General features: G+C 70.3%; 25 protein-coding genes and 1 pseudogene. 12 read left to right on the forward strand and 14 right to left on the reverse strand.

All coding sequences use genetic code 11. From position 1 onward, the window contains the following. Positions 1 to 34: 34 nt before the first annotated feature. Complete coding sequence (locus RMT89_RS17875; protein ID WP_315884746.1) at positions 35 to 1,432, reverse strand: class II fumarate hydratase; 1,398 nt, start codon at positions 1,430 to 1,432, stop codon at positions 35 to 37. Between the two features lie 148 nt (positions 1,433 to 1,580). Here RMT89_RS17875 and RMT89_RS17880 point away from each other — a divergent pair, with 148 nt between their 5' ends. Beyond that, positions 1,581 to 2,063, forward strand: coding sequence for an allene oxide cyclase barrel-like domain-containing protein (locus RMT89_RS17880; protein WP_315884747.1), 483 nt, complete (start codon positions 1,581 to 1,583; stop codon positions 2,061 to 2,063). Between the two features lie 4 nt (positions 2,064 to 2,067). Here RMT89_RS17880 and RMT89_RS17885 read toward each other — a convergent pair whose 3' ends face one another. From RMT89_RS17885 to RMT89_RS17895, 3 genes are all read right to left on the reverse strand, one after another. Beyond that, on the reverse strand, positions 2,068 to 4,917 hold the full coding sequence (locus RMT89_RS17885; protein WP_315884748.1) for an NACHT domain-containing protein: 2,850 nt from the start codon (positions 4,915 to 4,917) through the stop codon (positions 2,068 to 2,070). 13 nt (positions 4,918 to 4,930) lie between these two features. Continuing rightward, positions 4,931 to 5,272: a hypothetical protein gene (locus RMT89_RS17890; protein WP_315884749.1), complete on the reverse strand. Its 342-nt coding sequence runs from the start codon at positions 5,270 to 5,272 to the stop codon at positions 4,931 to 4,933. A 334-nt stretch (positions 5,273 to 5,606) separates the two neighbouring features. Then, positions 5,607 to 7,274: a fumarate hydratase gene (locus RMT89_RS17895; protein WP_315884750.1), complete on the reverse strand. Its 1,668-nt coding sequence runs from the start codon at positions 7,272 to 7,274 to the stop codon at positions 5,607 to 5,609. A 156-nt stretch (positions 7,275 to 7,430) separates the two neighbouring features. Between RMT89_RS17895 and RMT89_RS17900 the strand changes: the two genes are divergently transcribed. Next, entirely contained in the window at positions 7,431 to 8,111 is a 681-nt protein-coding gene (locus RMT89_RS17900; protein WP_315884751.1) for a DUF1707 domain-containing protein, read from the forward strand. A 163-nt stretch (positions 8,112 to 8,274) separates the two neighbouring features. After that, positions 8,275 to 8,652: a WhiB family transcriptional regulator gene (locus RMT89_RS17905; protein WP_269661420.1), complete on the forward strand. Its 378-nt coding sequence runs from the start codon at positions 8,275 to 8,277 to the stop codon at positions 8,650 to 8,652. Between the two features lie 75 nt (positions 8,653 to 8,727). On the opposite strand, the gene glpX is transcribed toward RMT89_RS17905, so the two are convergent. Beyond that, entirely contained in the window at positions 8,728 to 9,762 is a 1,035-nt protein-coding gene (gene glpX / locus RMT89_RS17910; protein ID WP_315884752.1) for a class II fructose-bisphosphatase, read from the reverse strand. A gap of 128 nt (positions 9,763 to 9,890) precedes the next feature. Between glpX and RMT89_RS17915 the strand changes: the two genes are divergently transcribed. Beyond that, positions 9,891 to 10,415 carry a DUF4245 domain-containing protein gene (locus RMT89_RS17915; RefSeq protein WP_315884753.1) on the forward strand — a complete coding sequence of 175 codons (525 nt, stop codon included), beginning with the start codon at positions 9,891 to 9,893 and terminating at the stop codon, positions 10,413 to 10,415. A gap of 93 nt (positions 10,416 to 10,508) precedes the next feature. On the opposite strand, the gene RMT89_RS17920 is transcribed toward RMT89_RS17915, so the two are convergent. From RMT89_RS17920 to RMT89_RS17935, 4 genes and pseudogenes are all read right to left on the reverse strand, one after another. Further along, a complete protein-coding gene (locus RMT89_RS17920) occupies positions 10,509 to 11,099 on the reverse strand; it encodes a malonic semialdehyde reductase (RefSeq protein ID WP_315884754.1) in 591 nt (196 codons plus the stop codon). 174 nt (positions 11,100 to 11,273) lie between these two features. Continuing rightward, the gene (locus RMT89_RS17925; protein ID WP_315884755.1) at positions 11,274 to 11,501 is read right to left on the reverse strand and encodes an exodeoxyribonuclease VII small subunit; all 228 of its coding nucleotides are present in this window, start codon (positions 11,499 to 11,501) and stop codon (positions 11,274 to 11,276) included. A gap of 9 nt (positions 11,502 to 11,510) precedes the next feature. Next, positions 11,511 to 12,719 carry an exodeoxyribonuclease VII large subunit gene (xseA, locus tag RMT89_RS17930; protein ID WP_315884756.1) on the reverse strand — a complete coding sequence of 403 codons (1,209 nt, stop codon included), beginning with the start codon at positions 12,717 to 12,719 and terminating at the stop codon, positions 11,511 to 11,513. A gap of 32 nt (positions 12,720 to 12,751) precedes the next feature. Then, positions 12,752 to 14,130 (reverse strand): annotated as a pseudogene (locus tag RMT89_RS17935) (APC family permease). Positions 14,131 to 14,193: 63 nt separating this feature from the next. On the opposite strand from RMT89_RS17935, the gene RMT89_RS17940 reads away from it, so the two are divergent. Continuing rightward, positions 14,194 to 15,204, forward strand: coding sequence for a 4-hydroxy-3-methylbut-2-enyl diphosphate reductase (locus RMT89_RS17940; RefSeq protein WP_315884757.1), 1,011 nt, complete (start codon positions 14,194 to 14,196; stop codon positions 15,202 to 15,204). A 29-nt stretch (positions 15,205 to 15,233) separates the two neighbouring features. Further along, positions 15,234 to 15,977, forward strand: a complete 744-nt coding sequence (gene ppgK, locus RMT89_RS17945; RefSeq protein ID WP_315884758.1) for a polyphosphate--glucose phosphotransferase — start codon at positions 15,234 to 15,236, stop codon at positions 15,975 to 15,977. 1 nt (position 15,978) lies between these two features. Here the strand turns inward: ppgK and RMT89_RS17950 are convergent, their stop codons facing one another. Further along, positions 15,979 to 16,560 carry a DUF6542 domain-containing protein gene (locus RMT89_RS17950; protein ID WP_315884759.1) on the reverse strand — a complete coding sequence of 194 codons (582 nt, stop codon included), beginning with the start codon at positions 16,558 to 16,560 and terminating at the stop codon, positions 15,979 to 15,981. Positions 16,561 to 16,730: 170 nt separating this feature from the next. On the opposite strand from RMT89_RS17950, the gene ychF reads away from it, so the two are divergent. Continuing rightward, a complete protein-coding gene (ychF, locus tag RMT89_RS17955) occupies positions 16,731 to 17,819 on the forward strand; it encodes a redox-regulated ATPase YchF (protein WP_315884760.1) in 1,089 nt (362 codons plus the stop codon). Positions 17,820 to 17,891: 72 nt separating this feature from the next. Here the strand turns inward: ychF and RMT89_RS17960 are convergent, their stop codons facing one another. Beyond that, positions 17,892 to 18,473, reverse strand: a complete 582-nt coding sequence (locus RMT89_RS17960) for a Uma2 family endonuclease (protein WP_315884761.1) — start codon at positions 18,471 to 18,473, stop codon at positions 17,892 to 17,894. Positions 18,474 to 18,572: 99 nt separating this feature from the next. On the opposite strand from RMT89_RS17960, the gene RMT89_RS17965 reads away from it, so the two are divergent. Continuing rightward, positions 18,573 to 19,991: a DUF234 domain-containing protein gene (locus RMT89_RS17965; protein WP_315884762.1), complete on the forward strand. Its 1,419-nt coding sequence runs from the start codon at positions 18,573 to 18,575 to the stop codon at positions 19,989 to 19,991. A 19-nt stretch (positions 19,992 to 20,010) separates the two neighbouring features. On the opposite strand, the gene RMT89_RS17970 is transcribed toward RMT89_RS17965, so the two are convergent. Continuing rightward, complete coding sequence (locus tag RMT89_RS17970; protein ID WP_315884763.1) at positions 20,011 to 20,625, reverse strand: antibiotic biosynthesis monooxygenase; 615 nt, start codon at positions 20,623 to 20,625, stop codon at positions 20,011 to 20,013. Positions 20,626 to 20,808: 183 nt separating this feature from the next. Here RMT89_RS17970 and RMT89_RS17975 point away from each other — a divergent pair, with 183 nt between their 5' ends. The 3 genes from RMT89_RS17975 to RMT89_RS45975 are packed head-to-tail and all read left to right on the forward strand — an operon-like array spanning position 20,809 to position 22,417. After that, a complete protein-coding gene (locus RMT89_RS17975; protein WP_315884764.1) occupies positions 20,809 to 21,261 on the forward strand; it encodes a YbhB/YbcL family Raf kinase inhibitor-like protein in 453 nt (150 codons plus the stop codon). Positions 21,262 to 21,272: 11 nt separating this feature from the next. Next, complete coding sequence (locus RMT89_RS17980) at positions 21,273 to 22,052, forward strand: DNA-formamidopyrimidine glycosylase family protein (protein ID WP_315884765.1); 780 nt, start codon at positions 21,273 to 21,275, stop codon at positions 22,050 to 22,052. Then, complete coding sequence (locus RMT89_RS45975) at positions 22,031 to 22,417, forward strand: hypothetical protein (protein WP_399498354.1); 387 nt, start codon at positions 22,031 to 22,033, stop codon at positions 22,415 to 22,417. The genes RMT89_RS17980 and RMT89_RS45975 overlap by 22 nt, the downstream gene beginning before the upstream one ends. Positions 22,418 to 22,554: 137 nt before the next feature. Here the strand turns inward: RMT89_RS45975 and RMT89_RS17990 are convergent, their stop codons facing one another. Next, the gene (locus RMT89_RS17990; RefSeq protein WP_315884766.1) at positions 22,555 to 22,764 is read right to left on the reverse strand and encodes a hypothetical protein; all 210 of its coding nucleotides are present in this window, start codon (positions 22,762 to 22,764) and stop codon (positions 22,555 to 22,557) included. Positions 22,765 to 23,037: 273 nt separating this feature from the next. On the opposite strand from RMT89_RS17990, the gene RMT89_RS17995 reads away from it, so the two are divergent. After that, complete coding sequence (locus tag RMT89_RS17995) at positions 23,038 to 24,612, forward strand: S8 family peptidase (RefSeq protein WP_315884767.1); 1,575 nt, start codon at positions 23,038 to 23,040, stop codon at positions 24,610 to 24,612. 68 nt (positions 24,613 to 24,680) lie between these two features. Here the strand turns inward: RMT89_RS17995 and RMT89_RS18000 are convergent, their stop codons facing one another. Further along, entirely contained in the window at positions 24,681 to 25,439 is a 759-nt protein-coding gene (locus RMT89_RS18000) for a hypothetical protein (protein ID WP_315884768.1), read from the reverse strand. Positions 25,440 to 25,500 lie beyond the last annotated feature (61 nt).

The raw sequence follows: 25,500 nt of genomic DNA on the forward strand, positions 1-25,500 counted from the left end.
CGAACGTCACGGTTCGCCGTGCCGGCGGGAATCGTCACGGGCGCGTCATACGCAGGACATCCAGGGCTTCGTCCAGCTCAGCGAGGGTGAGGTCGCCGCGCTCCACATAACCGCCCTCCAGCACGACTTGACGGATGGTCCGGCGCTGCGCGAGCGCCTTCTTGGCGACCTTGGAGGCCTCCTCGTACCCGATGTACTTGTTCAGCGGCGTGACTACGGAGGGTGACGACTCGGCGTATTCGCGGGCCCGTTCACGGTGCGCGACGATGCCGTCGACGGTCCGGTCGGCGAGCAGCCGGGAGACGTTGGCGAGCAGCCGGATCGATTCGAGGACGTTCTTCGCGATGACCGGAAGCATCACATTGAGCTCGAAGTTGCCGGCGGCTCCGGCGGTGGCGACGGTGGCGTCGTTCCCGGTGACCTGCGCGGCGACCATGAGCACGGCCTCCGGGATGACCGGATTGACCTTGCCGGGCATGATCGAGGAGCCGGGCTGCAGGTCGGGGAGGCTGATCTCGGCGAGGCCGGTCCGCGGCCCCGACGCCATCCACCGCAGATCGTTGGCGATCTTCGTCAGTCCCACCGCGATGGTCCGCAGCTGCCCGCTGGTCTCGACGATGCCGTCCCGCGCGCCCTGCGCCTCGAAGTGGTCGCGCGCCTCGGTCAGCGGCAGCCCCGTGGCCCGGGCCACCTCCTCGATGACGGCGGCCGAGAAGCCGGGCGGGGTGTTGATGCCGGTGCCGACGGCGGTACCGCCCAGCGGCAGCTCGGCGAGCCGGGGCAGGGAGGCCCGCAGCCGCTCGATCCCGTACCGGACCTGGGCGGCGTACCCGCCGAACTCCTGCCCGAGCGTGACGGGCGTGGCGTCCATGAGATGCGTCCGCCCGGACTTCACGACGTCCGCGAACTCCTCGGACTTGCGGGCGAGGGAGGCGGCGAGGTGATCGAGCGCCGGGACGAGATCGCCGGTGACGGCGGCGGTGGCGGCGATGTGGATGGAGGACGGGAAGACGTCGTTGGACGACTGCGAGGCGTTGACGTGGTCATTGGGATGTACGTCCCGCCCGAGCCGCTCGCTCGCGAGCGTGGCGATGACCTCGTTGGTGTTCATGTTCGACGAGGTCCCGGAGCCGGTCTGGAACACGTCGACGGGGAAGTGCTCGTCCCACGCCCCGTCCGCGACCTCGGCGGCGGCCTGCTGGATCGCCTCGGCCACGTCCTTGTCGAGCACGCCCAGCTCGGCGTTGACCTTCGCCGCGGCGCCCTTGATCCGCGCGAGCGCCTCGATATGGGCCCGCTCGATCCGCTGCCCCGAGATGGGGAAATTCTCCACGGCACGCTGCGTCTGGGCCCGCCACTTGGCGTGGGCGGGCACCCGCACCTCGCCCATGGAGTCGTGCTCGATGCGATAGCTCTGCTCTTCGTCGGCCACTGCCGATCACCTCCACCTGTCACAGCATCCGGGACAGGTCACCTGTTCCCCCGTCGGCGCGGCTCCTCACGGCGCGCGGCCGGGAGGGGAGCGCCGGACAATGTAGGAAGTGCGGGGGGGCGGGCTCGTCACCCCACAGGAGGCAGGCATGCTCCGCAGCATCAGGACGCTTGCCGCGCTCGGCGCCGGCCTGGCGGCCGCAGGCACGCTCGTCGTCTCCGCGCCCGCGTCGGCCCAGGAGGACGACTTCACGCTCTACGCCAGGGAGGTCGGGGCCGACGAGGAGGAAGAGGAGGAACAGCAGCCCCCCAAGGTCGGCGACTCCTTCTCCTTCGCCGATGACCTCTTCCAGGAGAAGGGCGGGGAGCGGGTCGGCCGGGACGGCGTCGTGTGCACGGTCGTCCGCACCGGCGACCCCATGGACATCCAGTGCGTCGGCACCTTCGTGCTGTCCGGCGGGCAGCTCACCGCGCAGGTGCTGATGACGGTTCCGCTGTCGGAGACGGCGGAACTGCCCGAATTCGACGCCTCCGTCACCGGCGGAACCGGTGACTACCGCGGCGCGAGCGGACAGATCCGGTTCACGGAGGACGGGGACTACCAGAAGCTGGACTTCGACCTGGGTGAGTGACGCGTCACCTGGTGCGGAGCTGCTCATCGAGCCGCCCCAGCTGGTCGAGGAGCTCGCTGTCGGTCTCCGGGAGGCCCGCGATGTACCGGCGCAGGGCCTGACGATCGAGGGCGAGCGGCTCGGCCCGGGGGATGCCGCGGACGAGCCGGACGTACTCGGCGGCCTCGGCGGTGTCCCGCAGCTCGGCGAGGGCGGAGAAGAAGGCGGGGCCTCCGGCGGAGCCGCGCTCGGCGGCTCGGGATACGCGGCGGCGGCTGAGGAGGTCGCGGAGGAGGGCACGAACGAGATCCGCGATGAGGGAGACCACTCCCACTGCGGCCGGGACCAGACAGATCAGGAGAACGATCTCGAAGCGGAGCGTCAAATAGATCAGTGCGCCGCCGGTGGCGACCGCTGTGATGATGCCGAGCCCTCGTCTCCGCAGTGAGCGGAGCGCACGTGTGAGCCAGGGGCCGTTGAACATGCCACGAATCGGGTGCTCCTCCACCCGGACGGCGGTGAACGGCATGCGGGCCAGTCCGGCGGCACCGAGGTTCTCGCCCGAGCAGTTGTGCCGTACGACGTAGAGCGTGCTCGGACCCCAGAGCAATGCGAGGGCGGCCAGGGGCAGCGAGAGGACCGCGCCCACGGCCACGGCAGCACGGTCTGGCATGCTCAGGGCGACCCCCGCCGCCATGAGGTGGATCACCATCACGGCCACGGCCAACCCGCTGATCGCCGTCAGACAGGAGTTGGTCTCCGCCTTGTCCGCCTCCGTGTCGGTCCAGCGGCGGAGCAGATCTTCCACGAGCCGGCGGAACCGGCCCTTGTACGCTCCGTACGACAGTGGCTGAGTCGACTGGAAGAACCAGAACAGCGTGAGTGGCAGCAGGAAATAGAACACGGGGGCGACCAGCGTCCAGGGATCCAGGACCGGGTCCCATGCCGCACTGCCGACCACGTAGTAGGCAGTGGACAGGACCACCACCCCCACCGGAACCCGCTCCACCACCCTCCGCACCCTGACCAGATCCTCGTCCCCCCGCAACCGCTGCAGATCCGCCTTGATCGCATGCGCCTCCGCGGGCGACACCTTCTGCCCCAGCATCGTGATCAGCAACCGCCGGATGCACCCCCGGATCGCGGGCGACAGGGTCGGCAGCGTCGCGCAGTCCCGTAGCGCCGTAGTCCTCAGCCACCCGCTCTCTCCCGCGAACGCCCGGTCGATGTACAGCTCCCGCGCCTCCTCCGACAGCAGCGGCAGACAGTCCAGGGCGAACTTGCGGTCGCTCACGCTGCCCCGTTCCCACGCGGTGGCGACCAGTGTCTCGACCAGCGGACGGACGGTCTCGTACGGCCATTGCGGCCGCCCCTGGTACGCGGCCGTCAGCAGCTCCAGGCAGTGCACCGCCGCCCGGGACCACTCGAAGACCGCCCCGTCCGACCGCTCGGCCGCCAGCACCTCCGCCAGCGCCCCCAGTAGCGGCTCGGTGGCCTCGGGGGCGCCGTCCTGCAGGACGGTCACCGCGGTCTCCCGCCACCGCCCGTTCGTCGCGAGCTCGTGCGGCGGTACGGCGTCGGGGTGGTCGGCGACGTACTTGCTGGCGAAGTACTGCTGGACCCGGCGGTGCCCGAAGAAGACGCGGCGGCCCGAGGAGACCAGGATGCGGGACTCCGACAGCGCCCGGATCAGCAGTACACGGGTGCCGGGATCCTCCTCCGCGACCTTCACCAGGTCGTCCTGGTGGCTGCGTTCGTCCACGGACAGTCCGCCACCGGAGGCCGTGAGCCGGAACGCGAACCGCGCGAGGAAGTCCTCCAGACGCCGCTGGACGTCCTGCGCCCCGGTCAGCACCGCGCGCAGCCGCAGGGCCGCGTAGTCGGCGAACAGGGTGCTCGGCCGGTCCGGCAGGGCCTGGTGGGCCTGGACGTACGTGGCGAGGAGCTTCAGGCTCAGCGGGTTCTGCGCCTCGGCCGTAAAACCGCGTCGCGGGTCCGTCAACAGGGGCTGGAGCAGGGCGAGTCCGTGCTGGTCGAGCCCGACGCGGCGCAGGAAGTCCTCCTGCTGCTGGGGGGAGAGCCCGAGAATGTGCAGACGGGTCCAGCCGTTCGCCCGCAGCCCCTTGTACTCCCGGGACGCGACCACGCACCGCCCGCCGCCCCCGACGAGTTCGATCACCGTCTGCACGTACGGCGCGACCACCGCGTCCACCGTCGCGCTGCCGAGGACGGCCGGGATCTCGTCGAAGGAGTCGAGCAGCAGGGTGACCTTGCGCTCGCGCAGGTCGTCGGCGAAGCAGTGCGTGAAGTACGCGGCGATGTCGGCACTGCCCCGCGGGCCGGTCTGCTCCATGATGTAGCGCCGCAGCACCTCCGTGGTGATCTCGTGCGGTTTCGCGTGCAGTTCACGGAGGTTGACGTAGACGGGCAGCGAGGCGTTCGGGGCGCGGCCCTCGGCGATCTGCCGCAACTGGGCCGTCGCGTACTGCCGCAGCGCGACGCTCTTGCCGGACCCGGCCTGGCCCTGGAGCAGGATCAGGTCCGTCTTGGGCCGGGTCAGTGCCTGGCTCAGCGGGCTGGTGGCGTAGCGGCCGCGGCGGCGCAGCAGGCCCCGGCGGCGGGTGGCGGGGTAGCCGTCGACGTCCTCGACGATGGCGGTGAGTTCGACCAGTTCGTCGTCCAGCCAGTGGATCTCGTCGAGCGTGGAGGTCAGCTTGCGCAGCAGCAGCCGGGCCAGGGCGCGGCGGAACTGCGGGTCGTCGGACGGCGGGGGAGAGACCGCCTGGGCCGGCTGCTGGATCGCCTGGTAGACGCCCGCGTTGATGACGGTGTCCGGCTGCCAGGCCGGCTGGTCGAAGTCGGAGTCGCCCCGCACCTCGCGGGGCCGATCAAAAGTGCTGTCCGGCCCACTGGGCCAGAGCGTCCACGGAGTTGCCCAGCTCGGTGGCGGCGGCCGTGGTGCCGCCGAGGGCGCGCAGCCGGTCCGCGAGACGGGTCAGCCGTCCGGCGACCGGTTCCTCCCCGTTCGCCAGCGCCTCGGCCAGTTCGGCGTTGACGGCCTCCCGCTCCGACTCCGCCACATCCGTCAACGCGCGGACCTGGGACTGGAGTTCGGCCACCACCTCGGCGAACTCGCGCGGGCCGCTGTGCTCGGTGAGCGTCAGGTTCCCCGCGATGTTGTAGACCCGGCTGTTCTGGAGCTGCCAGCCGGACTGGTCGAAAAACGCCATGAACGCTCCCCCGGGAGTGACTGCCCTCAGGTTAGAGCGCGGCGGGGGAAGTTGTCCCCCGCCGCCCCTTTTTGCTCAGGCGGCTACGCCGGCCCAGGTCCCCGTACCGGGATGGAAGTGAACGTGGGAGCCGGGGCCGGCTGCTGGAGGAAGTCGTTGCCCTTGTGCGCCCGACGGCGCCACTCAGCCCGTCCGGCGTTTGAGGACGCGGCGGTCAGGCCGAAGCGGGGTCCGGGGGCGCAGCCCTCTGACGGGGTCGAAGGGGCGGAGCCCCGGGGGGATGGGACGGGTAGGGGCGGCGGGGGCGAAATCCATCCCAGCCGCCCCGCAGGAGCTACGCCAGCCCCGGCCCGCGGACCGGAATCGACGTGAACGTCGGCGCCGGCGCGGGATCCTGGAAGAAGTCGTTGCCCTTGTCGTCCACGACGATGAACGCCGGGAAGTCCTCGACCTCGATCTTCCAGACGGCCTCCATGCCGAGCTCCTCGTACTCGACGACCTCGACCTTCTTGATGCAGTCCTGGGCGAGCCGGGCGGCGGGGCCGCCGATGGAGCCGAGGTAGAAGCCGCCGTGGGTGCCGCAGGCGTCGGTGACCTGCTTGCTGCGGTTGCCCTTGGCCAGCATCACCTTGGAGCCGCCCGCCGCCTGGAACTGCTCGACGTAGGAGTCCATCCGGCCGGCCGTGGTCGGGCCGAAGGAACCCGACGCGTAGCCCTCGGGGGTCTTCGCCGGACCGGCGTAGTACACCGGGTGGTCCTTCAGGTACTGCGGCATCTCCTCGCCCGCGTCCAGGCGCTCCTTGATCTTGGCGTGCGCGATGTCACGGGCCACGACCAGGGGGCCGGTGAGCGAAAGCCGGGTCTTCACCGGGTACTTGGTCAGCTCGGCGAGGATGTCGTCCATCGGCTGGTTGAGGTCGATCTTCACGACGTCGGAGGACTCGTCGAGGTGCTCGTCCGTCGTGTCCGGCAGGAAGCGGGCCGGGTCGGTCTCCAGCTGCTCCAGGAAGACACCCTCGGCCGTGATCTTCGCGACGGCCTGGCGGTCGGCGGAGCAGGAGACGGCGATGGCGACCGGGCAGGAGGCGCCGTGCCGCGGCAGCCGTACGACCCGCACGTCGTGGCAGAAGTACTTGCCGCCGAACTGCGCGCCGATCCCGATCCTCTGCGTCAGCTCGAAGACCTTCTCCTCCAGCTCCTTGTCCCGGAACCCGTGCCCGAGCGGGGAGCCCTCGGCCGGGATCTCGTCCAGGTAGTGCGCGGAGGCGTACTTGGCGGTCTTGAGCGCGTACTCGGCGGACGTACCGCCGACGACGATCGCCAGGTGGTACGGCGGGCAGGCGGCCGTACCGAGCGAACGGATCTTCTCCTCCAGGAACTTCATCATGGAGGCCTCGTTCAGGACGGCCTTCGTCTCCTGGTAGAGGAACGACTTGTTGGCGGAGCCGCCGCCCTTCGCCATGAAGAGGAACTTGTAGGCGCCGCCGTCGGTGGCGTACAGCTCGATCTGGGCGGGGAGGTTGGAGCCGGTGTTCTTCTCCTCCCACATGGTGAGCGGAGCCATCTGCGAGTAGCGCAGGTTGAGGTTCAGGTACGCGTCGTAGATGCCCCGGCTGAGGGCCGCCTCGTCGCCGCCCTCGGTGAGCACGTTCTGCCCGCGCTTGCCCATGACGATCGCCGTACCGGTGTCCTGGCACATCGGCAGCACACCCGCCGCCGCGATGTTCGCGTTCTTCAGCAGGTCCAGGGCGACGAACTTGTCGTTGCCGGACGCCTCGGGGTCGTCGATGATCCGCCGCAGCTGCGCGAGGTGCGCGGGGCGCAGATAGTGCTGGATGTCGTGGATGGCCTCCTCGGCGAGCTTGCGCAGCGCCTCCGGCTCGACCTTGAGGAAGGTGCGCCCGTCGGCCTCGAAGGTGGAGACACCCTCGGAGGTCACCAGCCGGTAGGGGGTGGTGTCCTCTCCCATGGGGAGCAGATCGGTGTACGCGAACTCAGGCATGTCGCCCATTCCTCACTCGACAGATGCGGCGGCTGACCTCCGTTGGGCAGCGTCCACCAGCGTAGAACCTGCCGCCGGAGGCAAGCTTGTGAGGTAGGGCTCAGTTCGACCCGGCGGGGACTATCGCGATCTATCGTGTTTGGGTACGCTGCTGCCGTGGACCTTCAGAAGCAGACCGCGCCCGCTGCCGAACTGCGTGCCTCCGACGCCGACCGCGACCGGATCGCGGACATCCTCCGCGAGGCACTCGCCGAGGGCCGCCTCACCGCCGACGAGCACAGCGAGCGGGTGGAGGGCGTGCTGAACGCCAAGACGGTGGGTGGGCTGGAGGCCTTCATCAAGGATCTGCCCGCGGCCCACGGCCCCAGACCGGCCACCGCGTACGCCTCCGTCCCGAACCGGCCCACCCACCACCTCCCCGCGGACCCCGACGACAACGCCGTCGCGATCTTCAGCAGCGCCGTGCGCAAGGGGCGATGGCGTGCGGGACGCCGGATCCATGCGTACGCGATCTTCGGCAGCGTGGAGATAGACCTCAGTGAGGCGCTCTTCGAGTACCAGCAGGTCGTGATCAAGGCGATCGCGGTCTTCGGCAGCATCGAGGTCCGCGTCCCGGAGAACGTGTCGCTGCGCGGCACCGGCGGCGGCATCCTCGGCAGCTTCGAGGTGGACATGCTGGACGCGGAGGACGCGGCGGCGCCCGTGGTCTACGTGGACGGCTGGGCCGTACTGGGCAGCGTCGAGGGCAGGCCCCGGCGCGGCAAGCTGGTGACGGACATCCTCGACCGGGTCCACGCCAAGGTCGAGAAGCGTTTGTGCAAGCATCTGGATCATTGACGGTTGCGAATCGGAGTGGAACCGAAACCAACCAGTCCGCTCATCCGGCCGCGCAGGAGCCCCCGGAATCCAGCGGTTCGGAACTCCCTGCATAGGCGCGCGTACAACGGGTAGACCTTGCTGCATCGTCTCTCGCTCGCGAAGCCGTCGTCAGGAGTAGACCGTGCTGCAACCGCCGCATTCGTCCCTGCAGGTAGCTGCCGTTCCGGCCCAGCGGGTGCCAGTGCGAGACAGGGACCAAGACGCCCCTTGGCACACCGAGGCGGTGTGCCGGCGCGACGAGGCCGGCCTGTTCTTCGCCCCCTCCAAGGAGCCCACCGCCGCCCGGCTCTCCCGCGAGGAGGCGGCCAAGCGGGTCTGTGCACGCTGCCCGGTCATGGTCGAATGCCGCGAACACGCCCTCCTGCAGCCCGAGCCCTACGGAGTCTGGGGCGGCCTCACCGCAGCGGAACGCCGCGTGGTCCTGGCCCGCCGCAGGCGCAGGGACCTGGAACTGAAAAAGGCGGCAAGGGCGACGGACCGCATAGCGCAAGCAGGCTGAGGACAGAGAAAGGGCGCCCTCTCCGCACCAGAGGGCGCCCACTTCTTGGCGTGCGGGGCTGCGACTCCCCAGGTGCTACTTCGCCCGGTCGAAGTCGATCGCGCTGTAGGCCCGCAGCTTGCTCAGCCGGTGCTCGGAATCGATCCGCCGGACCGTCCCGGACTTCGACCGCATCACGATGGACTCGGTGACCGCGGAATCCGACCGGTACCGCACACCCCGCAGCAGCTCACCGTCGGTGATCCCGGTGGCGACGAAGAACACGTTCTCACCCTGAACCAGGTCCTCGGTCGTCAGCACCCGGTCGAGATCGTGCCCGGCGTCGATCGCCCGCTGCCGCTCCTCGTCGTCCTTCGGCCACAACTTGCCCTGAATCGTGCCGCCGAGACACTTCACGGCACAGGCCGAGATGATCCCCTCCGGCGTACCGCCGATGCCGAGGAGCATGTCGACGCCGGTGCCCTCGCGCAGCGCGTAGATCGAACCCGCGACGTCACCGTCGGAGATCAGCTTGATGCGCGCGCCGGCGTCCCGGATCTCCTTGATGATCCCCTCGTGCCGGGGCCGGTCGAGGATGACGACGGTGACGTCCTCCGGGGTGGAGCGCTTCGCCTTGGCGACCCGGCGGATGTTCACCGACACCGGCGCGTTGATGTCGACGAAGTCGGCCGCCTCGGGCCCGGTGACCAGCTTGTCCATGTAGAACACGGCCGACGGGTCGAACATCGCCCCGCGCTCGGTGGCCGCGAGGACGGCGATCGCGTTCGGCATGCCCTTGGCGGTCAGCGTGGTGCCGTCGATCGGGTCGACGGCGATGTCCACCTCGGGCCCGGTGCCGTCACCGACCCGCTCTCCGTTGAAGAGCATCGGCGCCTCGTCCTTCTCGCCCTCGCCGATGACCACCACGCCGTTCATCGACACGGTGGAGACGAGGGTCCGCATGGCACGCACCGCGGCACCGTCGGCGCCGTTCTTGTCGCCGCGCCCGACCCAGCGGCCCGCGGCCATCGCGGCCGCTTCGGTCACCCGGACGAGTTCCAGAGCGAGGTTGCGGTCGGGGGCCTCGGAGGGGACATCGAGCTCGGACGGCAACTGATGATTTTCGGTCATCGGAGCGCACCTTTCTGATACGACGACGGCCGGATGAGGGTGATGGCCATGACTCTATCGTCAGGTCGACAAAATGAGCAGGGGGCCCCACGGATGAGCGGACCGGGGCACCTGCGACGATAGGGGACGTGGCAGGTACGAACGCTAAGCAGAAGTCGGTCCGGAGCATGGTCCTCTCCCTCGGGGTGACCATTCTCGCGGCAGGGGTCGTGTACCTCTTCATCCCGCACGACGAATCCGCTCCGGACCTCCCCCGGGTCGACTACCGGATCGAGCTGCTCACCGCCCGCCGCGTGGCGGCGTACCCCGTGGCCGCCCCCGAGGGCCTGGCCAAGGAGTGGAAGGCGACCTCGGTGCGGTTCCAGGGCGACGAGTTCGACGCCTGGCACCTCGGCTACCAGGCGCCCGACGGGGAGTACGTCCAGATCGAGCAGTCGGCGACGCCGAAGCGGAAGGTGTTCATCGACGAGGCCACCCAGGGCGGCCGCGAGACGAAGGCCACCCAGGAGATAGACGGCAAGACGTGGACCCGCTACACCGGCGGCCGCTACGACGCGCTGGTGCTGGAGGCCGACGGCTCGGCGACCGTCGTCGCGGGCACCGGGTCGTTCAGGCAGCTGGCCGAGATGGCGGACGCGCTGACGACGAAGTGAGCCCGGCCGCGCGGGCATGACGAAGGCCCCCGGCAGCGGTAACGACCCTTGGAACCCAAGAGGAGCCGGGGGCCTTCGTCATACCTCGTCCGCTCAGACGGTCGTGACGACCTCGTCGTACGACAGTCGCGGGGAGCGCGGGAACCAGGCGTCCGGGCCCGGCTTGCCGATGTTGATCACCATCAGCGGGGTGTGGTCGTCGTCCAGGAACTCCTTGCGGACACCCTCGAAGTCCAGACCGGTCATCGGGCCGGCGGCCAGGCCGGCGGCGCGGACGCCGATGATGAAGTACGCGGCCTGCAGGGCGGCGTTCAGCGCGGCGGCGCCCTCACGGGCGGGACGCTCGGCGAAGAAGACGTCCTTGGCCTGCGGGAAGTGCGGGAAGAGCTGCGGCAGCTCCTCGTGGAACTCGTTGTCCGCGGCGAGGATCGCGACCAGCGGGGCGGTGGCGGTCTTGGGCTGGTTGCCCTCGGCCATGTGCTTGACCAGGCGCTCACGGGCCTCGGCGGAGCGGACCAGGGTGACGCGCAGCGGCGACTGGTTGAAGGCGGTGGGGCCGTACTTGACCAGGTCGTAGATCGCCTGCACCTGCTCCTCGGTCACCGGCTCGTCGGTGAAGGTGTTCGCGGTGCGGGCCTCGCGGAACAGCAGGTCCTGGGCGGCGGGGTCAAGAACGAGTGACATGCGTGAACCTTCTCGGGCGGGTACGTCGGATCCGTGGGCCGGATCAGCTGACACGTCAACCATAGGCCGTTGATGTTCAACCTTCAACAAAAACCGGGGGTGTGGTGATCCGCTTCACAGGACCACAGGACCACAGGACCACAGGACCACAGGACCACAGGACCACCGGTCCGGCTACTCCTCGGCCTCTTCCTCCGCCGCCTCCTCGGCCAGCGCCGCGTCCAGCCGCGCCCGGGCGCCGTCCAGCCAGCGTCGGCACACCTTGGCGAGCTCCTCCCCGCGCTCCCACAGCGCCAGGGACTCCTCCAGCGTCGTACCGCCCGCCTCAAGCCGCCGTACGACCTCGATCAGCTCGTCCCGCGCCTGCTCGTACCCGAGCGCCTCATCCACCTTGCTGGTCATGCACCCACCCTAAGCATCGACTCGGACACTGAACTCACCCTCGGAGACCCGCGCCCGCAGCACCTCGTCGCCGCTGACCTCGTCCGGGCCCCGGACCACATGCCCGTCGGCCTTCTGGAGCACGGCGTACCCCCGCTTCAGGGTCGCCGCGGGGGAGAGGGCCACCACGCGCGCGTGCGTGTGCGTCAGTTCCGAGTCGGCGCGGTCCAGGAGGTGGCCGAGGGTGCGGCGGCCGCGGTCCAGCAGCGCGGCGGCATGCTCGGCGCGCTCGTCGATCATCCGGTGCGGATCCTGTATCGACGGCCGGGAGAGCGCCTGGGCAAGACCGCGCTCCTCCCGGTCGAGGAAGGCCTCGACACACCGCAGGGCACGACCCTGGAGCATCCGCACCCGCTCGTACTCCTCACCCACATCCGGTACGACCTTCTTGGCGGCGTCGGTCGGGGTGGAGGCGCGCAGGTCGGCGACGTAGTCGAGAAGGGGGTTGTCGGGCTCGTGCCCGATCGCGGAGACGACCGGCGTACGGCACGCGGCGACCGTCCGCACCAACTGCTCGTCGGAGAACGGCAGCAGATCCTCCACGCTGCCGCCCCCGCGCGCCACGACGATCACGTCGACGTCGTCGATCTCGTCGAGCTCCTTGACCGCCTGCACGACCTGCGGCACGGCGTGCACACCCTGCACGGCGACATTGCGCACCTCGAAACGGACGGCGGGCCAGCGGTGCCGGGCGTTCTCCAGTACGTCCCGCTCGGCGGCGGAGGCGCGTCCGCACACCAGCCCGATGAGCTGCGGCAGGAACGGCAGCGGCTTCTTCCGCTCCGGCGCGAAGAGTCCCTCGGCGGCGAGGGCCTTCTTCAACTGCTCAAGGCGCGCGAGGAGTTCCCCCACCCCCACCGGCCTCATCTCGGCGGCCCGCAGCGACAACTGCCCGCGCGGGGCGTACCACTCGGGCTTCGCCAGCACGACGACCCGCGCGCCCTCGCTCACCACATCCGCCACGGCGTCGAAGACCTGCCGATAGCAGGTCACGCTCACGGAGATGTCGTACGACGGGTCCCGCAGCGTCAGGAACACCACCCCCGCGCCCGGCCGCCGGGAGAGCTGGGTGATCTGCCCCTCGACCCACACGGCCCCGAGGCGGTCGATCCACCCCCCGATGAGCCGCGACACCTCACCGACGGGCAGGGGCGATTCCGCGGACGTGTTGACAGCCATGCCGGTGAGCGTAGTCCCCGGCACCGACAGTCTCAGACGTCCCCGGCCCGCTCCCGCCCCCGCTTCGCCACCAGCACGGTCAACCCCACCGCCAGCCAGATCGCCCCCACCACCTGAGCCGTCCCCGACGCCTCCACGATCACCGCGACCGTGATCGCCGCGCCGGCCACCGGCACCAGCACATGCCGCCACCAGCTCACCGGCCCCCCGAGCCGCCGCACCGCGAACCAGCCCACCACGCTCGCGTGCAGCAGCGTGAAGGCGGTGAGGGCGCCGATGTCGACCACCGAGACCAGGTGATCCATGCCGTCGTCGCGGCGGGCCGCCCAGACGGAGGCGACCAGGGTGATGACGGCCGCGCAGAGCAGTGCCGGGCGGGGCACACCGGAGTCCGTCCTCGACAGCAGCCTCGGCAGGCGTCCGGCCCGGCCCATCGCGAACAGCAGCCGTCCGGCCGCCGCCTGTCCGGCCAGCGCGGCGAACGCGGCGCCGATGGCCTTGCTCACCGCCACCAGATCGCGCAGCCACGTCCCCACGGACGCGTCGACGGCGTCGTAGAAGGCGGAGCCCTGCTTGCCCCCGGCTCGGCGGCGAGCCGAGCGGACGACGTGGGCTCCAGCAGGGCCACGAGGTAGGTCTGCGCCACGAAGAGGACGCCGGCGAGGGTGAGGCAGAACAGGACCGCCCGCGCCACCTTCTCCGAGCCGCCGGTGACCTCCTCGGCGAAGGAGGCGATGGCGTCGAAGCCGAGGTAGGACAGGACCGCGACGGACACGGCGCCGAGCACCGCGGAGAGCGCGAAGGCGCCCTGTGTGCCGTCCCCGGACAGCGGCGACAGCCAGCCCCGCTCGGCGCCGTCCCGGGCGAGGACCACGAGCGCCGAGACCACGAACACCAGCAGGACCACGATCTCCATGGCCAGCACCAGGAAGCCCACCCGCGCGGCCGTCCGCACGCCCCACAGGTTCAGCAGCGTCGTGACGACCACCGCCAGCGCCGTCCACACCCAGCGCGAGACCTCCGGGACCAGCGCCTCCATGGCGATCCCGGAGAAGAGGTACGCGACCGCCGGGATCAGCAGATAGTCCAGCATCGCCATCCAGCCCGCGACGAAACCGGCCCGCGGCCCGAGACCCGCCCGCGCGTAGGCGAACACCGAACCCGCCTGGGGGACCACCCGCACCATCTGCGCGTAGCTGAACGCGGTGAACGCCATCGCCACGGTGGCGACGACATAGACGAGCGCGACCGCGCCGTGCGACTTGGCGTCCAGGGTGCCGAACACGCCGACCGGGGCCATGGGGGCGATGAACAACAGCCCGTAGACCACCAGGTCCCGGAAACCGAGGCTGCGCCGCAGACGGTGGTGTTCCGCGTCGGTCGTAGCGCAGGCCGTACCAATGTCGGACATGCCGCAAGTGTCCTGAGCCGTCCTCCACGGCGCGATCTCTGACCGGCCGAACGCGGCCTTACGATGGGACGCATGACTGCTTCGCCTGGCCGCCGTGTCCTGCTCGCCGCCCCCCGTGGCTACTGCGCGGGTGTGGACCGCGCCGTGATCGCCGTCGAGAAAGCCCTGGAGCAGTACGGGGCCCCGGTCTATGTCCGGCACGAGATCGTGCACAACAAGTACGTCGTGCAGACCCTGGAGAGGAAGGGCGCCGTCTTCGTCGAGCGGACCGAGGAGGTCCCGCCCGGGAACATCGTGATGTTCTCGGCGCACGGCGTCGCCCCCGTCGTCCACGAAGAGGCCGAGCGCGGCAAGCTCGCCACCATCGACGCCACCTGCCCGCTCGTCACCAAGGTCCACAAGGAAGCCGTCCGCTTCGCGGGCGAGGACTACGACATCCTCCTGATCGGCCACGAGGGCCACGAGGAGGTCATCGGCACCTCCGGCGAGGCCCCCGACCACATCCAGCTCGTCGACGGCCCCGAGGACGTCGCCAAGGTCGAGGTCCGCGACGAGTCGAAGGTCGTCTGGCTGTCGCAGACGACGCTCTCCGTCGACGAGACCATGGAGACCGTGGACGCGCTCAAGGAGAAGTTCCCGCAGCTCATCTCCCCGCCCAGCGACGACATCTGCTACGCCACGCAGAACCGTCAGCTCGCCGTGAAGCAGATGGGCGCCGAGGCCGAGCTGGTCATCGTGGTCGGCTCGCGCAACTCCTCCAACTCCAAGCGGCTGGTCGAGGTCGCCAAGCTCGCGGGCTCCCGCGAGGCCTACCTGGTGGACTTCGCGAGCGAGATCGACGAGGCCTGGCTGGAGGGCGTCACCACGGTGGGCGTCACCTCCGGAGCCTCCGTGCCGGAGGTCCTCGTCGAGGAGGTCCTGGAGTGGCTGGCCCAGCGCGGTTACGGCGATGTCGAGCTGGTGAAGGCGGCCGAGGAGTCGATCACCTTCTCGCTGCCGAAGGAGCTGCGCCGCGATCTGCGCGAGGAGGCCGCGGCGCTGATCGCGGAGCGTACGGGCACCTCCCAGGAGTGACTGTCAGTCGTCCGTCGTAACGTAGAGCCATGCAGATCTTCGGTGTGGACATCGGCGGTTCCGGAATCAAGGGCGCCCCTGTGGATCTCGACAGGGGCGCCCTGGCCGAGGAGCGCTTCAAGGTGCTCACCCCGCAACCGGCGACGCCCGACGGCGTGGCCGACGGCGTCAAACAGGTCGTCGACCACTTCGGCTGGACCGGACCGGTCGGGCTGACCTTCCCCGGCGTGGTGACCGGCGGGTCGACGATCCGTACGGCGGCCAATGTCGACAAGCGCTGGATCGACACCGACGCGCGCGCGTTGTTCAGCGAGCGTCTGGGCGGTCTGCCGGTGACGGTGGTCAACGACGCGGACGCCGCGGGCGTCGCCGAGGTGGCCTTCGGCGCGGGGCGGGACCGCAAGGGCACCGTCATCCTGCTGACCTTCGGCACCGGCATCGGCAGCGCCGTGTTCGTGGACGGCGCCCTGGTGCCCAACACCGAGCTGGGCCATCTGGAGCTGCACGGCCATGACGCGGAGAAGCGGGCCTCCAGCAAGGCCAAGGAGGACGACGAGCTGACGTGGGAGCACTGGGCGCACCGGGTCCAGAAGTACCTCGCCCATGTGGAGATGCTGTTCTCGCCGGAGCTGTTCATCATCGGCGGCGGCGTCAGCCGCAAGTCACAGAAGTTCCTGCACTACATCGAGGGCATCAAGGCGGAGACCGTCCCGGCCCAGCTGCAGAACAACGCCGGCATCGTGGGGGCGGCGATGCGGGCGGTGCAGGGGTAGCTCACACGGTCGGGCGGCGCCGGGCGGCGATCCGCTGCGACATCAGCCGTGCCTTGCGTACGGTCACGATGACCCCGGTGATCAGGGTTCCGCCGTACAGCCATCCGGCCTGGGTGGCGAGCGCGGTGAACAGGCCCATCAGGCGGTCGCCGGTCCCGCCGCCACCGCTGTCGGCGACCGCCACGAGGCCCAGCGCGAAGGCGATCGGCACGACGATGACCGCGGTCACCAGATCGGCCTTGCGCACCCAGGCCGCGGTCAGCACGCACACCGGCAGGAACAGCACGCCGTAGACGGTCAGCGAGGACCCGAACAGCAGGGCGTCCAGGGCGCCGAGGGCGAGCATCAGGACCGTGCAGAAGAGACCGACGCCGAGGCCGGTGAGCCGGGGGTTGGGCAGCCGGCGGACGGCCTGCACCACCGGAGGCGGGGGGCGCCGTACGGCCGCCGGGGGACGGCGGGGGGCGCCGGCCCGTGGCTGCGCACCGCGGGCGCTGCCCCTGGCCTGCGGGGGCAGGGGCGGGGTGCCGCGGCGCGTTCCCTGCTGCCCGTACTCCGCCGGGCGCGTCCTGTGTTGCTCCACTGGACCAACTTAGGTCTGTTTATGTGTCGAATCGCCCTTCAGACACGCCGAGGGGCGGACCTTGGCCAAGCGTTCGATACGCAGCCGGTGCCGGACGTGTCACGCCGTAGACTGGTGGATCGGCCCCACCAGCCTCCAGTCCTCTCCTCTCACGTACGGGAAGTCGCAACGTGTCGCTCACGATCGGAATCGTCGGTCTGCCGAATGTCGGCAAGTCGACCCTGTTCAACGCCCTGACCAAGAACGACGTGCTGGCGGCCAACTACCCGTTCGCCACGATCGAGCCGAATGTCGGCGTGGTCGGCGTCCCGGACGCGCGCCTCACCAAACTGGCCGAGATCTTCTCCTCCCAGCGCGTCCTCCCGGCCACCGTCGACTTCGTCGACATCGCGGGCATCGTGCGCGGCGCCTCCGAGGGCGAGGGCCTGGGCAACAAGTTCCTCGCGAACATCCGCGAGTCGGACGCGATCTGCCAGGTCATCCGCGCCTTCAAGGACGAGAACGTCGTCCATGTCGACGGCAAGGTCTCGCCCAAGGACGACATCGAGACGATCAACACCGAGCTGATCCTCGCCGACCTCCAGACCATCGAGAAGGTCCTGCCCCGGCTCCAGAAGGAGTCGCGGATCAAGAAGGACATCGCGCCGAAGGTGAAGGCCGTCGAGGAGGCCAAGGAGATCCTGGAGAAGGGCGACACCCTGTTCTCCGCGGGCATCGTCCAGGGCTCCGGCAACGAGGAGCTCCTGCACGACCTGCACCTGCTGACCACCAAGCCCTTCCTCTACGTCTTCAACGTCGACGAGGACGAGCTGACCGACGACGCCTTCAAGGACGAGCAGCGCGCCCTGGTCGCCCCCGCCGAGGCGATCTTCCTCAACGCCAAGCTGGAGGCGGACCTCGCCGAGCTGGACGACGAGGACGCGATGGAGCTGCTGGAGTCGGTCGGCGCGGAGGAGCCCGGCCTCGCCACCCTCGCCCGGGTCGGCTTCAACACCCTCGGCCTGCAGACCTACCTCACGGCCGGCCCCAAGGAATCCCGCGCCTGGACCATCAAGAAGGGCGCCACGGCCCCCGAGGCCGCCGGCGTCATCCACACCGACTTCCAGAAGGGCTTCATCAAGGCGGAGGTCATCTCCTTCGCCGACCTGGTGGAGACGGGTTCGGTCGCGGAGGCCCGCGCGAAGGGGAAGGCGCGGATGGAGGGCAAGGACTACGTCATGCAGGACGGGGACGTGGTGGAGTTCCGCTTCAACGTGTGATCGCTGGCGGAAGGGGCCAGGCTCTGGTGAGTCTGGCCCCTTCGGTGTCCCTGTGCCGACTTGGGGCCGGCCCTAGTTGCCCCGCGGCGGGGTGAGCTTGTCGAGGTCCAGGCTGATTTCGAAAGGTACTGGACGCTTCAGAGTGCCTCGGAAGATGCCGGCGGGGGCGTAGGTGCCGGTGGGTTCGTCAAGTTCGTAGACACGGACGACGGGTGTCCCGGCCTCGTCCTCGATGCACCAGTAGTGAGGGATGCCGGCCTCCGCGTACTTGCGTAGCTTGACCGTGCGGTCCCGGTGCGCGGACTCGGGTGAGACGACCTCGATGACGAGCCGCACTTCGTCCGGGGCGAACCAGGTACGGTCTCCGTCGTAGTCGGCCGTCGTCAGCAGCAGATCCGGCTCGGGCCGGTTTCGCTCGTCGAGTTTGATGGTCATCTCGCGGCTGACCCTGACATCGCCTGGCGCCTGCTCCATGAGAGCGACAGTGAGCATGGTGACGAGGTGGCCGTGCCACCACCTCTGCGGCGACATCATGAAGACAAGCGCTCCGTCGATCAGCTCGGTATGGCGTGGCGCCTCAGGGAGGCGGTCCAGGTCCTCCGCGAACCAGCCTTCCTCGCGCGGCGGGCGCATCCAGTCGGGCAGTGCGGTCATGGCTCAACCGTAGCGACTCGGCGAGGACCGGGCCACGAGATGCGCTAACGTCTGAGTTACTAACATTGGTGTTAGTGTCACGCGTGGAGGTCGGCAGGCATGGTGGACTTCGTGGGCCGTCGGCATGAGCTGGCGACGCTGGAGCGTGAGCTGCAGAAGGTCGCCGCGGGAGTCGGAGGAGAGCGGCCGGGCCGTTGCGTGATGCTGCGCGGGCGGCGACGGGTGGGCAAGTCGCGGCTGGTGGAGCGGTTCGCGGAGCGCTCGGGGGCGCCGTTCCTGTTCTACGCCGCCACCGGTGCGTCTCCCGGGGATGATCTGGCGCGGCTGGCCCGGGACGCCCAGGCGTCGACGCTGCCACTGGCGCAGCTGGTGGCCGCCGCGCGGCCGGAGAGCTGGGACGCCGCGTTCGACGTACTGGCCGCGACGCTGCCCGCCGACCGGCCGAGCGTGCTGGTCATCGACGAGGTGCCGTACCTGATGGATGCCGGGGGCGCCTTCGAGGGGATGCTGCAGCGGGCCTGGGACCGGGTACTGGAGACCAAGCCGGTGCTGCTGATCGTCATCGGCTCCGATCTGTCGATGATGGAAGCGCTGAACAGCTGCGGACGCCCCTTCCACCAGCGCGGCCGGGAGATGGTGCTGGGGCCGCTGAACCCCGCCGAGGTCGGGCGGATGCTGGGACTGGATCCGGCCGGAGCCTTCGACGCCGCGTTGATCACCGGCGGGCTGCCGCTGATCTGCGCGGAGTGGCCGCATGGCGCGGGTCTGTGGGAGTTCCTCGGCGAGACGCTGAATGATCCGGTCTCGGCGCTGCTGGTCTCCGCCGAGCGCTCGCTGGCCGCCGAGTTCCCGCCGCAGGCCCAGGCGCGCAAGGTGCTGGCGGCGATCGGCAGCGGCGAGCGGACCTTCACCAGCATCGCCCGCGCGGCCGGCGGGATCGGCGCCACGCCGCTGCAGCGAGCGCTGGAGCTGCTCACGGACAAGCGGATCGTCGCCGCGGAACTGCCCGTGTCCCCGCGCCCGTCGAAGGACCGCCGCTACCGGGTCACCGATCCCTATCTGCGGTTCTGGCTGCAGTTCCTCGGCCCGTCCATCGGGGAGATCGAGCGGGGACGCGGCGACCTGGCCCTGGCGCGGATCCGGGAGAACTGGACCAGGTGGCGCGGCCGGGCCGTCGAGCCGCTCGTCCGTGAGGCGCTCGCCCGGATACTGCCCGACGACCGGCTGCCCGCGGCGCCCGCGGTGGGCGGCTACTGGACCCGTACCAACGACGTGGAGATCGACATCGTCGGGGCGGACCGTGCCCCCGTCGCCAAGGAGCTGCTGTTCGTCGGCTCCATCAAGTGGCTGGAACGATCGCCCTTCGACCGGCACGACCTCGCGGCCCTGCACCGCCACCGGGCGGCGCTCACCGCCGAACCCGTCCCGGTCGTGGCGGTCTCGCGCAGCGGAGTCGACTGTCCGGGACTCGACGCCGCCTACGACCCCGACGATCTGCTGACGGCCTGGCCGCTGTGAGCAGCGGACGGCCGAGGTTTCAGGAGTGGGGGACCGTCGTGGCGAGGACCACCTCGAATTCCTCAAGGCTGCTGGTGGTCACGCGGGCCTGCGTCGTGGCCTCTCCGCGGATCGCCGCGACGGCGCCACGGGATGCCACGAGTGAGTCGCGGTCGGTGTAGAGCGCGCCCACAGCGGCTCTGCTCCGGTCGCGGTCGATGAGCAGGGAGATGCCGGCCAGCCCGGGGACCTTCTCGATCTTGGGCAGTGCGGTGTCGCGGAACGTCTCCACCAGCAGGTCGATGTCGGGCGGCTCGACCTCCATGCGGACCAGCCGGAATCCCGCGCCGGGCGCGATGGTCTCCGCGCGCCGGGCGACCGCCGCCTCCCAGTTGTCGACCGTCATGGTCTGCGCGAAGGGCGCCATCAGCTCCGCCCGCCGCTTGCTCAGCTTCTCGTAGCTGACCTGCCGGGAGGCCTCGTCATCCCACCAGGATCCCACCAGCAGCTTGCCGAGCTCCCGGTCGGCGAACAGCCCCATCCCGCGAAAGCCCGGCTGCGCCGACAGCAGCTCGCGCCCCTCGGTCCGGAGCGCCTCCGCGACCCCGTCGAGCTTGGCCGGATCACCCGTTACGTAGATGCTGCGAACGTACATAGCGCCCTTTTCTGCCTTCGGTGGCCCCGTGCGGGCTCGTGTTCCCCCCTCCATGCGAGGGCCGGAGCGGATGGGGGGCAACGTGGCAGGGGCATTCAGGTGACGAGGCGGGCCATCGCCAGGTGCGTCGCGGGCGTCGGCCGAATCCGTGTGCCGGGCCAGGGCCCGGGGTACTCCGGGCACATGGCTGGCATCGACCTCAGCAGCAGTGAGTTCAAGGATCAAGGCTTCATCGCGCGCCGGTACGCCTACGAGGGCGACAACGTCTCCCCTCCGCTGACCTGGAGCGGCTCACCGGACGAGGCGGCCGAGCTGGTGCTCCTGTGCGAGGACCCCGACGCCCCGTCGGGCACCTTCGCGCACTGGATCGTGGTCGGCATCGACCCCCGCAGCGAAGGCGTCAACGCGGGGCAGTGCCCACCCGGCGGCACCGAGCTGATCAACGGCTACGGCGAACGGGGCTGGGGCGGACCGCACCCGCCCCCGGGAGACGAACCGCACCACTACGTCTTCCGCCTGTACGCCCTGTCGGAGCCGTGCGTCCTCCCCGACGAGCCCCGCGCCGACCAGGTGCACGAGGCGGTCGAGAAACGGGAGCTGTCCAGCGGCACGCTCGTGGGGCTCTACCGGCGCTGACCGGGGCAGGCATGCCCGAGCTTCCGGACGTCGAAGGATTCCGGCAGACCCTGCTGACCTGCAGTGGCCGCCGGTCCGTCACCGATGTCGACGTACGGGATCCCGGAGTTCTCAGGGGCGTCTCCGAGAAACGGCTCCGGAAAGAACTGGAGGGGAGGCGTCTCGGAAAGGCGTGGCGGCACGGGAAATGGCTTTTCGTGCCCACGGGCGACGGCCCCACGCTGGTCTTTCATTTCGGCATGACCGGGTCCTTGCGCTGCTGTGACCGGGAGGAACCGGCGGAGGCGCATGATCGCATCGTGCTGACACTCGGCCGTACCCGGCTTCTGTGCTACCGCGATCAGCGCAAGCTGCAGGGTGTGCGGCTGGCCGACAGTGCTGACGTCGACCGGATTCTGGAGGGCCTCGGCCCGGACGCCCTGGCCGTGAGCCGAGACGAGTTCCTGGAATTGATGGCGGGACGACGGGGTGCCGTCAAGAGCGCGCTGATGGACCAGTCCGTCGTCGCGGGCCTCGGAAACCTCCTGTGCGACGAGATCCTCTGGCGGGCCCGTGTCGCGCCTCGGACATCGACGCGGAGCCTGAGCGAGAAGTCCCTACGGCGCATCCACGCGGCGATGGGCCGGGTTCTCGCGACCTCCGTGCGTGACGGATGCGTGCCGCCCCGACGCTCCTGGCTCACCGGGCGCAGGGACGACAGCGAGCCCCTGTGCCCCCGCTGCGGCAGCTCCATGCGTTCGAGTCGCATGGCCGGACGCCGCACGGTCTGGTGCCCGCACTGTCAGAACTGAACGACCTTCAGCGCGCTGTCGGCGGCGGCCACCACCGTGCGGGCCTGGTGCTCCACCTGGTCGCGCACCGGAACCCAGCGCAGTCGCAGGGCCTTCTCGAAGTCCCTGCACCAGGCGGTGAACAGTCCGCTCAGCTCGCGGTGGAGCGCCGGGGCGGTACGGCGGCCTGTCTGACGTTCATGGCCGCCGTCACCCTTCCCGTGGACATCGCCCTGCTGGGCCGCGCGGTCCGGGGCCTCGGCCCGGAGCACGGCCTCGCGGGCAACGCCGACTCGGCCGCGGTGCTGATCATCCTGGGCGGGATCAACGTCCTGTGGCTGGTCACCTGGTGGCGTAACCGCCGTTCACACAGGTCCGCGGTGTAGTTCCAGGCTCGTCAGCAGGTGCATGTGGGCATCCACCCAGGCCGGGACGGTCTCCTTCGGGGGCATACCGGCCAGGCGCCACTGCTCGAACAGGCCCCAGGCGAAGGAGGCGAGGGAGTCGGCGGTGCAGTGCTCGGTCAGGACGTCGAGGCCGGGGTAGATATCGCCGGCCTGGACAGCGCGAGGACGGTGAGGACCTGGCGCACCGCGTCGGCGGGCCGGGCGCCGCCCTCCTTGAGCAGGATCTGCGGCAGCAGCGCGGGCTCGGCCCAGGCGCCGACGGCCGGCATCCGCGTCGGCAGGGCGCTCTCCAGCGGATCCGCGGCCCGCGCCACCGCGACGAACACACATGTGCCATGTACCTGACAGGCACCTCGTCCGCCGCTTCCGGGAGTACGGCCCGCCACTCGCCGGGCGCGACCTCGTCCGTGCAGGGCCCTTGTGCAATTCCTGTGGAAGCCTCAATCTTTCGGCTGGTGCACAGAGTTCGCACAGGAAAGCACGGACAGCACGGAAGCACGTGCAAGCGAAGTTGACATGATCACGCCCACCCTGGGCGGACTCCGGCATGCCCGCACCACCCCCCACCAGCGCACCACCGATTGAGGAGGATCCCTCAGATGGCAGTGATGCGTTCTACCCGGCGAAGACTGGCCGCGATCAGCGTGGCGGCCTCCGCGCTACTCACCGCGGGCCTCGTCTCCGCTCTCCCCGCCGGCGCCGCCCCGACCGCGGGCGACGGCCGTGTCCAGTACGCCGGTGCCGCGAACGCCGTGGCCGAGAGCTACATCGTGACCCTGAAGCCGGAGGCGGCCCGCGCCGCTTCGGCCGAGGGCCGGGCGCTCGCCAAGAAGTACGGCGCCGACATCGAGCGGACGTACAAGAAGGCGCTCAACGGCTACGCGGTCGAGGCCTCCGCGGCCGAGGCGAAGAAGTTCGCCGCCGACCCGGCCGTCGCCTCCGTCGTGCAGAACCGCACCCTCAGCATCACCGAGACCCAGCCCTCCCCGCCCTCCTGGGGCCTGGACCGGGTCGACCAGCGCAACCTCCCGCTGAACAGCTCGTACACCTACCCGGACTCGGCCGGGCAGGGCGTGACGGCGTACATCATCGACACCGGCGTCCGCATCAGCCACAGCGACTTCGGCGGCCGCGCCTCCTACGGCTACGACGCCGTCGACAACGACAACACCGCCCAGGACGGCAACGGCCACGGCACGCATGTCGCGGCCACGGTTGCGGGCAACGCGTACGGCGTCGCCAAGAAGGCGCGGATCGTCGGCGTCCGGGTGCTGAACAACAGCGGTCAGGGCACCACCGCGCAGGTCGTCGCCGGTATCGACTGGGTCGCCCGGAACGCGGTCAAGCCGGCCGTCGCCAACATGTCCCTCGGCGGCGGCGCGGACACCGCGATCGACACCGCGGTCCGCAACGCCATCGCCTCCGGCATCACCTTCGCCGTGGCGGCGGGCAACGAGTCCACGAACGCCTCGACCAGGTCCCCTGCCCGCGTGACGGAGGCCATCACGGTCGGCGCGACCACCTCGTCGGACGCGAAGGCCAGCTACTCCAACTACGGCTCGGTCCTCGACCTGTTCGCACCCGGCTCGTCCATCACCTCGGCGTGGAACAGCAGCGACTCCGCCACCAACACCATCTCCGGTACGTCGATGGCGACCCCGCACGTGGCCGGCGCGGCCGCGCTCTACCTGGCCGCGAACCCCTCGGCCACCCCCGCGCAGGTCTCCTCGGCCCTGACGACCGCGGCCACCCCGAACGTCGTCACGAGCCCCGGCACCGGCTCGCCCAACCGGCTGCTCTATGTCGGCGGCGGCACCACCACCCCGCCCGGACCGCGCTTCGAGAACACCGGCGACTACGCGATCAGCGACAACTCCACCGTGGAGTCCCCGGTGACCGTCTCCGGCGTGTCCGGCAACGCGCCCTCGGCCCTGGCCGTCGAGGTGAACATCGTCCACACCTACATCGGTGACCTCCAGGTCCAGCTGATCGCCCCGGACGGCACGGCGTACACCCTCAAGGGCTACGGCACCGGCGGCAGTTCGGACAACATCAACACCACGTACTCGGTGAACGCCTCCTCCGAGGTCGCCAACGGCACGTGGAAACTGCGGGTCAGCGACAACGCGTCGATCGACACCGGACGCATCGACGCCTGGGCGCTCCAGTTCTGACGCTCACTCACTGACAGGAGGCTGCACCGGTCAGCTGTACTCGTCCTCGTCGAAGGGCCCGGGACCCGTCACCCACCCGCGACGAGGACGAGCCGCGTCTCCCGGTGGACCGCGAGGAAGCCGAAGGGCCGGTCGACACGGACGTACGCCTTGGTCGTCTCGTACGGCAGCTCCCCGCCGAACCCGCCCATCCACGCGATGCCCGCCACCGTCACCGCCGCCGCCTGGACCTCCGCCGAGGACTGCGCTACCGAGCCCACGGTGAGCGGAGCGGAGCTGATACCGGGGAAGCCGGTCCGGGGCGTGGCGCAGGAGAGCCCGGGCCGGCGTCCCCCCTCTTCAACCGCTCGCCCGCCGTCGGCTTGAGGGTGCCGTCGAGCCGGTCGAGACCGGCGCCGAGGGTCTGCCCGGGGGTCATCTGCCCCTCGCCGAGCAGTAGTTGGACGTCGATCCAGTTGTGGCCGCGCACGGTGACCCGCCTTCGAACGGCTCCTCCCACGTCGTCCGCAGGTGAGCACCCCGTGCGCGTCCGCAGGCAGCCCCGACTCCCAGCGCTCGCGCAGCTCCAGCGTGCGCTTGGTCCACAGGCCGAGGGCGGAGTCCAGGCCGGGTGCCGAGCCCAGCCCGGCGAGCAGCTCCCGCGCCGCGGACGGCGCCCGGTCCGCGGGCAGCCCCACCGCGTCCGTCAGCCCCTCGCGCGCCGGCCCCGCCGCGCCGTCCGCGAGGAAGGCCGGCAGCGGCCGACCCCGCCCGCCGGAGAAGACCGTGCCGCCCTCCGCGACCCCGCCCGACGCGCCGTCAGCCCGTGACTGCCCGGATCGTCGCATTCGTCACCCGCATTCCGCCCCCACGCCTGCCGCGTTTACCATGCGCGTGCGTTCAGACGTA

It is taken from the genome of Streptomyces sp. P17 (assembly GCF_032436805.1).
Classification (GTDB): Bacteria; Actinomycetota; Actinomycetes; order Streptomycetales; family Streptomycetaceae; genus Streptomyces.

Bases quoted from the DNA above. Each gene is read 5' to 3' on its own strand.
- glpX (WP_315884752.1), bottom strand. From the start codon at position 9,762: ATGACCGAAAATCATCAGTTGCCGTCCGAGCTCGATGTCCCCTCCGAG.
- RMT89_RS17965 (WP_315884762.1), top strand. From the start codon at position 18,573: ATGGTGGACTTCGTGGGCCGTCGGCATGAGCTGGCGACGCTGGAGCGT.
- RMT89_RS17970 (WP_315884763.1), bottom strand. From the start codon at position 20,625: ATGTACGTTCGCAGCATCTACGTAACGGGTGATCCGGCCAAGCTCGAC.
- RMT89_RS17995 (WP_315884767.1), top strand. From the start codon at position 23,038: ATGGCAGTGATGCGTTCTACCCGGCGAAGACTGGCCGCGATCAGCGTG.
- ppgK (WP_315884758.1), top strand. From the start codon at position 15,234: ATGCAGATCTTCGGTGTGGACATCGGCGGTTCCGGAATCAAGGGCGCC.
- RMT89_RS17940 (WP_315884757.1), top strand. From the start codon at position 14,194: ATGGGACGCATGACTGCTTCGCCTGGCCGCCGTGTCCTGCTCGCCGCC.
- RMT89_RS17890 (WP_315884749.1), bottom strand. From the start codon at position 5,272: ATGGCGTTTTTCGACCAGTCCGGCTGGCAGCTCCAGAACAGCCGGGTC.
- RMT89_RS17980 (WP_315884765.1), top strand. From the start codon at position 21,273: ATGCCCGAGCTTCCGGACGTCGAAGGATTCCGGCAGACCCTGCTGACC.
- RMT89_RS17920 (WP_315884754.1), bottom strand. From the start codon at position 11,099: ATGTCACTCGTTCTTGACCCCGCCGCCCAGGACCTGCTGTTCCGCGAG.
- RMT89_RS17895 (WP_315884750.1), bottom strand. From the start codon at position 7,274: ATGCCTGAGTTCGCGTACACCGATCTGCTCCCCATGGGAGAGGACACC.
- RMT89_RS17960 (WP_315884761.1), bottom strand. From the start codon at position 18,473: ATGACCGCACTGCCCGACTGGATGCGCCCGCCGCGCGAGGAAGGCTGG.
- RMT89_RS17880 (WP_315884747.1), top strand. From the start codon at position 1,581: ATGCTCCGCAGCATCAGGACGCTTGCCGCGCTCGGCGCCGGCCTGGCG.
- RMT89_RS17975 (WP_315884764.1), top strand. From the start codon at position 20,809: ATGGCTGGCATCGACCTCAGCAGCAGTGAGTTCAAGGATCAAGGCTTC.
- RMT89_RS17925 (WP_315884755.1), bottom strand. From the start codon at position 11,501: ATGACCAGCAAGGTGGATGAGGCGCTCGGGTACGAGCAGGCGCGGGAC.
- xseA (WP_315884756.1), bottom strand. From the start codon at position 12,719: ATGGCTGTCAACACGTCCGCGGAATCGCCCCTGCCCGTCGGTGAGGTG.
- RMT89_RS18000 (WP_315884768.1), bottom strand. From the start codon at position 25,439: ATGCGACGATCCGGGCAGTCACGGGCTGACGGCGCGTCGGGCGGGGTC.